Origin of the sequence: Hwangdonia sp., from assembly GCF_048381975.1 — a bacterium.
GTDB classification, from domain to species: Bacteria; Bacteroidota; Bacteroidia; order Flavobacteriales; family Flavobacteriaceae; genus Hwangdonia; species Hwangdonia seohaensis.
Window position 1 is genome coordinate 436,306 of sequence record NZ_JBLWYT010000003.1, and the last position, 13,300, is coordinate 449,605.

The 13,300-nt window shown below is 38.3% G+C and carries 6 protein-coding genes; 3 read left to right on the top strand and 3 right to left on the bottom strand.

The annotated features are described in order from the left end of the window. Window positions 1–62 precede the first annotated feature (62 nt). From hutH to hutI, 3 genes are read left to right on the top strand one after another with little or no spacing between them, the layout of a single operon-like run. Window positions 63–1,553: a histidine ammonia-lyase gene (gene hutH, locus ACN5J7_RS08100; protein ID WP_418603489.1), complete on the top strand. Its 1,491-nt coding sequence runs from the start codon at window positions 63–65 to the stop codon at window positions 1,551–1,553. Between the two features lie 13 nt (window positions 1,554–1,566). Continuing rightward, complete coding sequence (locus ACN5J7_RS08105) at window positions 1,567–3,564, top strand: urocanate hydratase (protein ID WP_418603520.1); 1,998 nt, start codon at window positions 1,567–1,569, stop codon at window positions 3,562–3,564. Further along, complete coding sequence (gene hutI, locus ACN5J7_RS08110; protein ID WP_418603490.1) at window positions 3,564–4,802, top strand: imidazolonepropionase; 1,239 nt, start codon at window positions 3,564–3,566, stop codon at window positions 4,800–4,802. Before ACN5J7_RS08105 ends, hutI begins: the two co-directional genes overlap by 1 nt. A gap of 292 nt (window positions 4,803–5,094) precedes the next feature. Here hutI and ACN5J7_RS08115 read toward each other — a convergent pair whose 3' ends face one another. Genes ACN5J7_RS08115 through ACN5J7_RS08125 form a run of 3 tightly spaced genes read right to left on the bottom strand, consistent with a single transcriptional unit; the run spans window position 5,095 to window position 13,297 of the window. Then, entirely contained in the window at window positions 5,095–8,241 is a 3,147-nt protein-coding gene (locus tag ACN5J7_RS08115; protein ID WP_311939806.1) for a glycoside hydrolase family 2 TIM barrel-domain containing protein, read from the bottom strand. A gap of 10 nt (window positions 8,242–8,251) precedes the next feature. After that, the gene (locus tag ACN5J7_RS08120) at window positions 8,252–11,278 is read right to left on the bottom strand and encodes an aminotransferase class III-fold pyridoxal phosphate-dependent enzyme (protein WP_418603491.1); all 3,027 of its coding nucleotides are present in this window, start codon (window positions 11,276–11,278) and stop codon (window positions 8,252–8,254) included. After that, a complete protein-coding gene (locus tag ACN5J7_RS08125; protein WP_311939804.1) occupies window positions 11,279–13,297 on the bottom strand; it encodes an MGH1-like glycoside hydrolase domain-containing protein in 2,019 nt (672 codons plus the stop codon). Between the last annotated feature and the right edge of the window lie 3 nt (window positions 13,298–13,300).

Here is a 13,300-nt window from a genome sequence, read left to right on the forward strand (position 1 = left end):
TAATCTTAATAAGCATCAAAAATAAGAATAACTTTGTTAACACAACCATTACAGAGAAAAACATGTTTAAATACGGAACAGAGCATCTTACAGTTAATAAAGCCATTGCCATTGCAAACGGAACTTTACATGCTGGCATGACCGAAGATGTTAAAAACAATATAAAAAAATGCAGACAAAACGTTGAAACCATAGCCAGTTCAAACAAAGCCGTGTATGGTATTAACACAGGTTTTGGCCCATTATGCGACGTTCAAATCACACCCGAGCAAACCAGTAAATTACAAGAAAATTTATTGATTACCCATGCCGTTGGTGTTGGAAACCCGATTGATAAAGAGCTTTCAAAAATCATGATGATTTGCAAAGTACACGCCTTATGCCAAGGATTTTCCGGAGTACGTTTAGAGCTCATTGAACGCATTATTTATTTTATTGAAAACGATTTGTTGCCCATTGTCCCAGAACAAGGTTCGGTTGGTGCCTCGGGAGATTTAGCGCCCCTAGCCCATTTATTTTTGCCTTTATTGGGTGAAGGTGAATTTTGGGTTGACAACAGCATTAAACCAGCAAAAACGGTATTAAAACAACACGGTTTAAAACCGATGAAATTGGAAGCCAAAGAAGGTTTAGGATTAATAAACGGCACACAATTTATTTTGGCACATGCCATTATCGGATTAAAAAAAATGGCCTATTTACTTGATTTGGCCGATGTTTCCGGAACGATGAGTTTGGAAGGTTTTCAAGGAAGCGCGTCGCCCTTTAAAGAAGCCCTGCATAAAATCCGGCCGTTTAAAGGGAATTTAAAAGTTGCCGAACGCATAAGAATGTTATTGAAAGATTCACAAAACCTTGAAAATCATTTTGAATGCAGTCGTGTGCAAGACCCGTATTCCATCCGTTGTATGCCACAGGTTCATGGCGCTTCAAGAAATGCCTATTGTCATTTGAATGAATTGGCGGAAATTGAAATGAATTCGGTTACAGATAATCCTATCATTTTAAGTGAAACCGAAGCTGTTTCTGGCGGAAATTTTCACGGGCAACCTTTAGCCATGGCCTTGGATTATGCTTCCATCGCCGCTTCCGAACTCGGAAATATTGCAGACAGACGGTGTTATTTACTATTAGAAGGCAAATACGGATTACCGCGTTTATTAACCGAAGCTGGTGGCCTAAATTCCGGATTTATGATTCCGCAATACACCACAGCAGCCTTGGTAACCGAAAACAAATCCTTGTGTTTTCCGCCGTCGGCAGATAGTATTCCAACCTCTTTAGGGCAAGAAGATCATGTTTCGATGGGCAGTATTTCTGGGCGTAAGTTCAATCAAATTTTAGGGAATATTGAAAAAATATTGGCCATTGAACTCATGTACGCCGCACAAGCTTTGGAATTTAGAAGACCCAATACCTTTTCAAAAACCATTGAAGAAAACTTCAAAATCATAAGACAACAAGTGGCTAAACTAGAAGACGATCGCGTTTTAAAAGACGACATCAACACCTTAATAACTATGGTGAAAAATCAAGTTTTTATTGTACATTAATACATTCTAAATGATGACTTTTAAAGATCACATATTACAAGGCATACCAACGGAGTTACCGGTAAAGCGCGCTTATCCAAAAGATGCCAATAGAGCGCCAAAACGAAAAGATATTTTATCTAAAGAGGAAAAACAACTGGCTATTCGAAATGCGCTACGATACTTTCCTAAAAAATGGCACAAAGAATTGGCTTTGGAATTTGCCCAAGAATTACAGGATTTTGGTCGTATTTACATGTACCGTTTTAAACCAAACTATAAAATATACGCTAGAAACATAGGTGATTATCCTGCCAAATCTAAGCAAGCAGCTGCGATTATGCTTATGATTCAAAACAATCTGGATCCTGCCGTGGCCCAACATCCCGAGGAATTGATTACCTATGGTGGCAATGGCGCCGTGTTTCAAAATTGGGCGCAGTACCTTTTGACAATGCAATATTTAGCAACTATGACCGATGAGCAGACTTTACATCTGTATTCCGGTCATCCCATGGGATTATTTCCATCGTCTAAAAATGCGCCAAGGGTTGTAGTAACCAATGGCATGGTTATTCCCAATTATTCCCAACCCGACGATTGGGAAAAGTTTAACGCTCTAGGGGTATCGCAATACGGACAAATGACGGCGGGTTCGTTTATGTACATTGGCCCACAAGGGATTGTACACGGCACAACTATTACCGTTATGAATGCCTTTAGAAAAATTTTACAAAAAGATGAAACACCCGCGGGAAAAATATTTTTAACTGCCGGATTGGGTGGTATGAGTGGCGCACAACCAAAAGCGGGAAACATTGCAGGTTGCATAACCGTTTGTGCCGAAGTGAACCCGAAAGCGGCCACCAAACGACATGAACAAGGTTGGGTGGATGTACTTATTGATGATATGGGCGATTTAGTTACCCGAGTAAAACAGGCTCAAGAAAATAATGAAATCGTTTCAATAGCCTATATTGGCAACGTTGTTGATGTTTGGGAGCGCTTTTATGAAGAGGATATTTTCGTGCATGTGGGATCCGATCAAACCTCGTTGCACATTCCGTGGACCGGTGGTTATTATCCTGCTGATATTTCTTATGAAGCATCAAACCGATTAATTCGTGAAAACCCAGAATTATTTAAAGAAAAAGTACAAACAACGTTGCGAAGACATGCAGCATCAATAAATAATCACACTGCAAAAGGCACGTATTTCTTCGATTATGGCAATGCTTTTTTATTGGAATCATCCAGAGCAGGTGCCGATGTAATGGCAGAAAACGGTATCGATTTTAAATACGCATCCTACGTGCAGGATATTTTAGGGCCTATGTGTTTCGATTATGGTTTTGGACCTTTCCGTTGGGTTTGCACTTCGGGAAAATCCGAAGATTTAGATAAAACCGATGCTATTGCTGCTAAGGTTTTACAGGAAATCATGGAACATTCCCCAGAAGAAATTCAATTACAAATGCAGGACAACATCACATGGATAAAAAATGCGAAGCAAAACAACATGGTGGTCGGTTCGCAAGCACGTATTTTGTATGCCGATGCAGAAGGACGCACAAAAATTGCCAAAGCGTTTAACGATGCCATTGCAAAAGGCGATATTGGCCCCGTGGTTTTAGGGCGCGACCATCACGATGTTAGCGGCACCGATTCGCCGTTTAGGGAAACCTCAAATATTTACGATGGCAGTAAATTTACCGCGGACATGGCCATCCACAACGTTATTGGCGATAGCTTTAGAGGCGCTACTTGGGTGTCCATTCACAATGGCGGTGGCGTAGGTTGGGGCGAGGTTATTAATGGTGGTTTCGGCTTATTATTAGATGGCACGCCAGAAGCCGAAGCACGGTTAAAAAGCATGCTTTTTTACGATGTAAATAATGGTATAGCTCGCCGAAGTTGGGCACGAAACGAAGAGGCTTTATTCGCCATAAAACGCGAAATGGAACGGACTCCCAATTTAAAAGTTACCATACCCAATTTAGTTGAAGACAATATTTTAAACGATTTATTTTAATGACCACACTTTTTAAAAATATTAAAGAACTCATTCAAGTACGCGACAAACAAATCGACTTTGTTTCTGGTGCTGCAATGAAGATTTTACCAACCATTAAAAACGCTTTTTTAGTAGTTGAAAACGGATTGATTTCAGATTATGGAAAAATGTATGAGTGTCCGAATTCAGAATTCGACATGATAGTTGATGCCACAGGAAAAATGATTTTACCCTCATGGTGCGACTCGCACACGCATATTGTTTATGCCGGTAATCGAGAAGGCGAATTTGTGGATAGAATCAACGGACTATCCTACGAAGACATTGCTAATAACGGTGGCGGTATTTTAAATTCAGCTAAAAAACTTCAGGAAACGTCTGAAGATGATTTATATAATCAAAGCAAAACCCGTTTGGAAGAAGTGATGCAATTAGGCACTGGTGCCGTTGAAATTAAATCGGGTTACGGTTTAACTGCCGATGCCGAATTAAAAATGCTCCGTGTTATTAAACGCTTAAAGGAAAATTACCCTATTGAAATAAAAGCCACTTTTTTAGGTGCTCATGCGGTTCCTTTAAATTATAAAAACAATAAAAGAGGCTATTTACAAATGCTTATAGACGATGTAATGCCTATAATTGCTTCGGAAAACCTCGCAGAATACGTCGATATTTTTTGCGAAACCGGGTATTTTTCCGTGGAAGACACGGCGCTTATTTTGGAAGCCGGAAAAAAACTCGGGCTCATTCCTAAAATTCACGTTAATCAATTTACCGCCATTGGTGGCGTGCAAGTTGGTGTAAAATACAAAGCCTTATCGGTTGATCATTTAGAGGAAATGCGGGATGAAGACATTGAGGCTTTAAAAAACACCAAAACCATGCCGGTAGCTTTACCGAGTTGCTCCTATTTTTTAAGCATTCCGTACACACCGGCCAGAAAAATGATTGATGCCGGTTTACCACTAGCCTTGGCAACCGATTACAACCCGGGTTCGACACCATCGGGAAACATGAATTTTGTGATTTCCACGGCTTGCATCAAAATGAAAATGACACCCGAAGAAGCCTTAAATGCCGCCACTGTAAATGGAGCTTATGCCATGGGATTGGGAAAACAAGTGGGTTCTATTACCAAAGGGAAATTGGCGAATATCATTCTTACAAAACCCATTAATTCTTATGGATTTATACCCTATTCATTTGGAAACCATCAAATTGAGAAAGTTTATTTAAAAGGATTGGAAATTAAATAATTAATAAAATCAATTTCGATTTAATATTTAAAAAGAGGCTGCCTAAAAAGTCTTTTTAATTTAGCTTGTCAGGTTTAGCCTGTCGAAACCTATCTTGCTTATAAATAAGTTAAAATATTTCGACAAAGCCTGTGCTGAGCGCCGTCGAAGTAATCAATATGACATAGAATTAGACTTTTTTAAACAGCCTCATTTCTCAATAAAAAAACGAATTTCAAACAAAGTTTGATGACATCTTACTATTCAAATCAAATTAACATACCTCTAAACACCCACTTCATCAACCCTATTATCAATACTTTGTAACAGTATTTGGCATGATGCTAAATGAATATTTGTACGTATTATTTGCAGGAATGGTGTACTCTGGATGCACTAAACGCCCCCAAGACGTATCGCCGCCAACGCCCATTTGCAAGTAATCGATATTCCAATGTATGGTTTCTCCAAATTTAATATCCGCACCATGTTTCGTGGTTACAGGCACCAAACCTGAAGCCGATTCGCTAGCATCACCACTTTTAAAATCGATTTCTGGCATAGCAAAAGGCCAAACACTTGTGTTCAATAAAATACGACTTGATGCTTTTAAAGTTAAGTTGTTTGATGCTACTTTAACCCAGCGCACATCGGTCTTGTTTCCTGTTTCTTGTGGGCGCAAATAGCGCTCAAACTGGTCTGTTGTCTTTCCTGAGTAAATCCCCGTTTTTACGCCAGTTTTTCTATCCCAATAACTTTCTGTTGGACCTTTACCGTACCAAGACACATCGGTAAAATCTTTCGGTAGGGTCATGTACATGCCCAAACGCGGAATATTTGGAAGTTCCTTTTGATTGGGATTAAAACTATAATCCACATTTAAGCTTCCATTGTGTTTTAAGGTGTACTTCACCTCTACTTTTGCTTCATTGTTTGGTAACAAATAATGGACTTTATAGGTTATACCTTCGATTGATGTTTTAGGTTTTTCAACCCATTGGGAACTATAATTGTATGTAGCATCTTGCCAAATTCTAGCCCATTTCTGCATTTTGTTTCCTAAATCGTTATCCGTGGGTGGACGCCAAAAATTTGGACGGATAGCTTCGTTGGTTATTAATTGTCCCACGTGTTTCCACGATTCAATTTCACCTGTTTCGGCATTGATTTTAAAATCTACGGTACTGTTTTTTATATGTATTGTCCCGTCGGCTTCAATTATATCCAAGTTGTTTCCTTTTGAAGAAGACTGCTTCGCAGGATTTCCTTTTTGAAGCAGGAACTCATCCCAAGCAACTTCATGTCCTTTTTCAACCAAATGGCGATTTGCATTTTGAATTAAACTCACTTGCAGTATATATTCGCTTTCTGAAGAAAAGGATTTTGGAAGGTTACTTAATTTAAGTTTTTGTGTATTTTGAGGTTCCACATTAACTGTAATGTTTTCATTTTTAAAGACTTCTTTTCCGTCTTTTAAAAGTTTCCAAGCGATGGTTTTATCCGAAAAATCACTAAAAAAGTTTTTGTTTTCTATTTCGATAACACCGCTGCCTAAATAATAAAATTGTGCGGGCTGATACACTTTTTTCACCTCGGTTAAATGAGGATGTGGGTTTCTGTACGGGTCAACCAAACCATTGTTTAAAAAGTTTCCGTCGGTTGGCAAATCGGGGTGATAATCGTGCCCGTAAGCCAAATACGGTTTGCCATCTTCATATTTATACTCCAAAGCTTGGTCTACCCAATCCCAAATAAAGCCACCTTGTAGGTTGGGATAGGTTTCAATAATATCCCAATAATCTTGCAAGTTTCCAACTGAATTCCCCATGGCATGTGCGTACTCAATCATGATGGAAGGCTTGTTGGAATTGGATTTACCGTGATTAATTAAATATTCCGGTTTGGGATACATGGGGCAATACAGATCGGTGTAATCATCCTTTCCGGCTGGCTCGTATTGCACAATACGATTATCATCATTTGCTTTTAACCACTTATACGTAGTTCTAAAAACCTCACCTTTTCCAGCTTCGTTACCCAAAGACCAGGAATAAATGGACGCGTGATTTCTGTCGCGATAAAACATACGTTTGGTACGCATTTCATGTGCGGGCAACCAACTCATTTCATTGCCAATTTGGGTGTTTTCGTTTATGGCTAACGGGTGGCTTTCAATATTGGCTTCGTTAACAACATACAAGCCATATTTATCGCATAACTCCAACCAATATGGGTCGTTAGGATAATGCGACGAACGCACAGCGTTAATGTTGTTTTGCTTCATTAATTTAATGTCTTTCTCCATAGATTCCCGAGAAACGACATGGCCGGTAAAAGGATCCGTTTCGTGCCTATTAACGCCTCGAATGTAAATGGCCTTTCCGTTTATTAATACCTGGGCATTTTTTATTTCTACGCTTTTAAAGCCAATGCTTCTTGTGATATACTGATTGTTTTTCGCATTAGATTCATCTTCCAAAGCTATTTTAAGCGTGTATAAATTTGGTTGTTCAGCAGACCATTGTTTTACATGGTCAATCATTGTTTCCGAAGTGACATGCATGCTTTCATCCGCATGAATTTCCAACCCTTTAGAGTCTGTGTATTTTAAGGTTTCTCCATCAAAAATTTCAATCGTTAGTTTTCTTTTTACATCTTCTTTGGAATGATTAACAATTGAAACCGTATTCTTAAAAATACCATGGGTATAATTTTCATCTAAATTCGTATAAGCGTGATAATCTGAAACTGACACTTTGGGCTGAGTGTACAAATACACATCGCGTTCAATACCGCTCATGCGCAACATATCTTGACTTTCCAAATAACTGGCATCGCTCCAACGGAACATTTGTAAGGCCAAAAGGTTTTTTCCTTCTTTTACATACTTGGTGATATTAAATTCCGCAGGAGTTTTGCTGCCTTGGGAATAGCCAACATACTGGCCGTTTATATAAACATACATGGCAGATTTAGCGCCAGCAAAGTGCAGGATAACATCTTCTGATAAAAATGAAGCGTTTAAATTTATTTCCTTTCTATAGGTGCCTACAGGGTTGTAATCTGTTGGGGCATCTGGCCATTTTGTAGTGAACGGATAACGCTCGTCTAAATAAATAGGATGGCCGAAACCTTCTACTTCCCAATTGGCTGGGACCGTAATGCTGTTCCAATCGGAATCGTTAAAATCTGCGTTTTGAAATGTTGTTGGTCTTTTTTTAGGGTCTTTTACCCAATTAAATTTCCATGGCCCATTTAAGTTTAAATAGCGTTTTGATTTTTCATTGACGGTAATATCTGCCGATTCAAAGCCAAAAAAAGTAGCTCTTGGCGCAAGTTTATTATCTTCAAATATTTTATGATTATTATGAAATTTTTGTTCTGAAACTTCTAACAACGGTGCATTTGTACAACCTAGTGCAACACAAATCATGATAATACTTAATCCTTTAAATCTCATTCGTATATTTTTAAAATTGCATAAAATCTTCTGCAAATATTTTCCTTAAATAAAAAATCAGTTCTGCCGCATTCGCTTCATTAAATACAATGGGTGGTTTTATTTTTAACACATTGTGATCTGGACCATCGGTACTCATTAAAATACCGTGGTCTTTCATTCTGTTGGCTAAATAATCGGTTTGTGCTGCCAAAGGATTCATATTGGCATCAACAAGCTCAATCCCCAAGAACAACCCTTGTCCGCGTACATCGCCAATAATGGGAAATTCTTGAGCTAACATATTCAGTTCATCTTTTAAATATGTTCCAATTTTTAAAGCATTTTCCTGTAATTTCTCTCGCTTTACGGTTCGTAAAACCTCGGTAGCAATGGCGCAAGACACCGGATTTCCTCCAAACGTATTGAAGTACTCCATCCCGTTGGCAAATTTATCGGCAACGTCTTGTGTACATGCAACCGCTGCAATGGGGTGGCCGTTACCCAATGGTTTACCAATAGTGACGATATCTGGAACAACATCGTGCAGTTGAAAGCCCCAAAACGATTTTCCCATTCTGCCACAGCCCACTTGCACCTCATCTGAAATACATAGTCCGCCAGCTGCTCTAACACGCTTGTATGCTTTAGCTAAAAATCCTTTCGGCAATTCAATTTGTCCGCCACAACTTATTATGGGTTCAATAATAAAAGCAGCGACACCTCGCCCTTTTTTATGAACCATATCGATTTGCTTTTGTACCTCTTCAGCGTATTTTTCAGCACTGTTTCCACCTCGATATTTTCCTCTAAAGGCATCTGGCAACGGGAAAATATGGGTGTGCTCCGGTGCACCGCTGCCGCCCTTTCCATCAAACTTATACGAACTAATATCGATACACATGTTGGTATTTCCGTGATAACCAACTTCGGAAGCAATAATATCGCGCTCACCGGTATGGGCTTTAACCATTCTAATGGCCAATTCGTTGGCCTCACTACCAGAATTTACAAAATGCAATACACTGAGTTCTGTTGGCAAAGTCTCAATCAATTCTTTTGCTAAATCATTAATATTGTCGTGTAAATAGCGTGAATTGGTATTGATTAATGCCATTTGTTCTTGCCCCGCTTTTACAACTTCGTATTTTTCATGACCCACGTGCGCCACATTATTCACCGTATCTAAATATTTACGTCCAAATTGATCCATTAAATACTGACCAGCACCACGTACCATTTTAATGGGCACTTTATATTGAAGGCCTAAACTTTTACCTAAATGTTGTTTTCGGTAATTGATTAAATCTTCGTTTGAATTTTTAATAGTATTTTGAAGTGCTTCCGATTTGAAGAATAAATTTGGGTCTGGACAAATGCTTTTCCAAACCTCTATTTGGTTATAATACGCAACACCCGGAAAATCGTTTTTATAGTCCAAAAGTGAAAGCATCACTTGAAAATGAAGGTGTGGCACCCAATTGCCGTTTTCTTCCGCATTTCCCAATACGCCAATTTTTTCACCTTTTTTAATAATATCACCTGCTTTGTTTTTAGTAGCACTAGCCACCGATAAATGCCCATATAGCGTGTAAAATTCCAATTGATGCGTCTTGTGTTTTAAAACGACCAATCCGCCATATTCCTTTTCTCCCGAATCATTAACAGCCAAAACCACTTCGCCATCAAACAAGGCGTGAACAGCCGTATGTTCCGGAAGCCAAAAATCAACACCCAAATGAATTGTTCGGCTTTCTTTACCGTAGTTCCCTATTTTATCATAGCTATTTGACGTGTATAACGGTCGCGGTTCCAAATAGCCACCAGCAATAATTTTATGAGGATTTTTCTTTTGAAGTTGATTGATTTTAAACTGAAACACATCTAAATCATTAAAATCTTCTTGATGCCCAATCCATTTGCTGGACACACTTAAATCTAATTGAAGCGCTTCATTTTTATCAATAGAAGGGAACAATTCCGTAAACTTAAAACTTTGTTTTGACACCCAGTTTTTAAACTCATTTTCGTTAGGATGTGCCTCCCATCCACAGGCATTTCTAAAACTATAATAAGCAAAATCCGCACTTATGTTTCGCCATTTTTCAAGGACTTCCCAAGCCGGCTTTTCACTAATTAACAAGTAGGCATTATCAGGCTCCTCAATCTTATTAATTGCGGATTTTGTTACCGAAATCACCAATCGCATGGCAATCGCATTATACAAATGCCTCAACTCCTTTTCTTGCAAAGTAAATGTTGAATGATAGCCTTTAACAATGGGTAAAGCCGCTTCCAACGGGTCGTTATGATGCATTATGGCGTAAGCACAGGCAATGGTAACATCGTTAATTATTTGCGTGTGTATGGCATCGCCATAATCGATGGCGGCTTGAACTTTGGGGTGTATCAAGTCTGAAGAAACAATAACATTATTGTCGTTGGCGTCATTATGAACAACAGCTTTTCTTAATTTTGAATAGGTCGTTTCATGTTTTTCAAACGAATTTTGAAAATATTGAACAATTGCTTTTTCTTCGTTTTTAAACAAATTTACATGGGCTTTTGTCCAAAGTGATTGTGCCACATCCCATTCAAATTCCCGATGTGCTTCGGGATGTTCAAAACCTTGTAAAGCTTTGGTAAGTCGCCCGCATTGTTCGCCTAAACTAAAGCGTAAATCGTTTAATTGCGGATTGACAGAACTCCAAACCCTGCCTGAAACCCAACTTAAAAGTCGCACTTTGCGCTTATTGCCAAAATCGTCTGTAATTTCAGAAATGGCCTTGCCTTTATTATCGCATATAACTTTTGGGGTAATGAGATTTCGCCCATTATCTTGAACAAATTGCAATAATTTTTGTTGAAAATCGAGGTAGTTGTCATTCTCGTTAGGGCGTGATATTTTTAAAATATAGCCTTCTGAATTAGCAACTTTTATTCTGAAATTAAAATCGACCTCACCGGGCAACACAGAAGCTTTTCCTTTGATATGAAATAGTTTGAAGAGTATATCTTCGGCCTGTTGAATGGATATTTTTAGAGTATCGTAATTCATTTAATTGTTTTGTAATAACATAATAAGGTGGGCGGCACTCCAACTAAAATTTTGGGCGTTTAGGCCTTCTCCCGTTAATGGGTGATAATTTTCTCGAATGGATTGTCCTTTTCCTAACATGCCTTCCGCACCTTTAATTATTTGAATGGTGGCTTGGTCTGCCTCGGCATGGAACCCATAATTACGCAAGCCTTTTACACCAAAATAAGCTTGATCTAACCAGTTCGGGCCTCGCCAATAGCCTTCTAGCGGGTCGAATCTTTCGTGATCGGCACTCATGGTTTGAAAGGGCACTTTAGTGTAAAATTTTTCAGAATCCATCATTTTATTTTTTACGGCATTGGCTTGTTCTTGAGTTGCGGCGTTTGCCCAAAGTGCGGTCCAGCCTTCGCTACCTTCACCTTTAATAAAAGTACTGCCTTCTAAATTCGTATCGTAAAACCAACCGTCTTCCTTATCATAAAATTGGTGTTGTATTTTATCTTTTAATTGTTCAGCTTCAGCTTTATATTTTTTAGTGTCATCTAAATTATTTATCACTTTAGCCAATTGGCTTAAATATAGTTTTTCAGCATACAAATATGCGTTTAAATCGACACTTTCTTGGTTTAGGGAATAAGCACCTTCGCTATTTTTTAAAATTTTAGAATCGTCGAAACGAATGGCATTATCCATCCCGCTTTCCCATTTAGCGGCAATTAAAGTCCCATCGGTTGAACCGTATTCACACAATCCATCTTGGTCGTGGTCGCGTTTATTGTACCACCAATTGTGATATAATTTTAACTTCGGGTAGAATTCTTTTACAAATTCAACATCTTTGTCTTTTTCATAAATTTTAACGACTGCCCAAGCAGCAAGTGGCGGTTTGGTATCGCGATAATTATGTGGCTCAATAATAGTGTCTCGAAAAATACAATCGACTATAAAGCCGTCTTCACTCTGAAAATCGAACATGGCCCGCATTTGGTTTTTTGCCAAACTGGTATCGTAATACGATAAACCTACAGCGTGTTTCCAAGAATCCCACGACCAAAATCCGTTAAACCATTTGTAGTGATAGCTTGGGAACAAGCCTTCGTGCTTAAGTTCTCCAGCCGGAATTCGCCAATTATTTTGTAGTGTTAAATGCGATTTAGCCAAAACTTCGGCATACTTATCATGTTCAAATTGTGGTTTTCTGTTTTCAATAATAGATTTTAGCTGCTTGTTTTTTTCTTGTTTTCGAGCGTCCAACACGGCATCAAAATTTATGTTTTGAATTTGTCTTTTTTCTTCTTCCCAAGAATATTCGGGAAAAATGAAAGTTTGTGAAATTACGACTTCTTTTGTTTCGTTGGGTTTGAGATTTAAATTGCTCTTTGCTTTGTATTGCAAGCTATCCACTAAGTCAACTTGCGCATCTTTCGGAAAAGTTAAATACCCAATGGCATTAGATTTTGTAGAATTAATTTTGATGGTGGTATTCTTTTGAGACAAAGAAATTCCAGAAATCAAAATAGGAGAATGTCCCCATAAAAGTTCCAATTTGATATTTTTATCGCCTATATTTTTTATTTTGGTTTGTAATAAAGCAGTATGTCCGTTTTTAAAAACCAATTTTTCACTAACCTGAATTTTATCACTTGAATAATTTTTTTCCAAGTGACTTGAATAACTATACGCCCTACCATCATTTAACGATTCAAAGTTATTGTCAACCTTAATCATAGCATTTACAAACGATGTAGTTAACCAAACACCATTCTGCTGCGTCATTAAAAAAGGCCCTGAAAAGCCAATGGACTCATTCGGTTCTTTATGCAAACCATACCCAAACCAAGCACCTTGGTCCGAAAACATCAAACCAGATTTATCCACGGAGTCTTTTGGTGTTATGCGGTAATCCAAAATATTTTCACTAAAGTTTAGAAAACTATTTTTGGTATCGGTTTTTATTGGCTCTTTGGTGTTGTTACAACTAAAAATTACTAGCAATACTAAAACACCTATATATTTAACAACTTTGTTTAAATGCATTTT

Bases quoted from the DNA above. Each gene is read 5' to 3' on its own strand.
- hutH (WP_418603489.1), top strand. From the start codon at position 63: ATGTTTAAATACGGAACAGAGCATCTTACAGTTAATAAAGCCATTGCC.
- ACN5J7_RS08105 (WP_418603520.1), top strand. From the start codon at position 1,567: ATGACTTTTAAAGATCACATATTACAAGGCATACCAACGGAGTTACCG.
- hutI (WP_418603490.1), top strand. From the start codon at position 3,564: ATGACCACACTTTTTAAAAATATTAAAGAACTCATTCAAGTACGCGAC.
- ACN5J7_RS08115 (WP_311939806.1), bottom strand. From the start codon at position 8,241: ATGAGATTTAAAGGATTAAGTATTATCATGATTTGTGTTGCACTAGGT.
- ACN5J7_RS08120 (WP_418603491.1), bottom strand. From the start codon at position 11,278: ATGAATTACGATACTCTAAAAATATCCATTCAACAGGCCGAAGATATA.
- ACN5J7_RS08125 (WP_311939804.1), bottom strand. From the start codon at position 13,297: ATGCATTTAAACAAAGTTGTTAAATATATAGGTGTTTTAGTATTGCTA.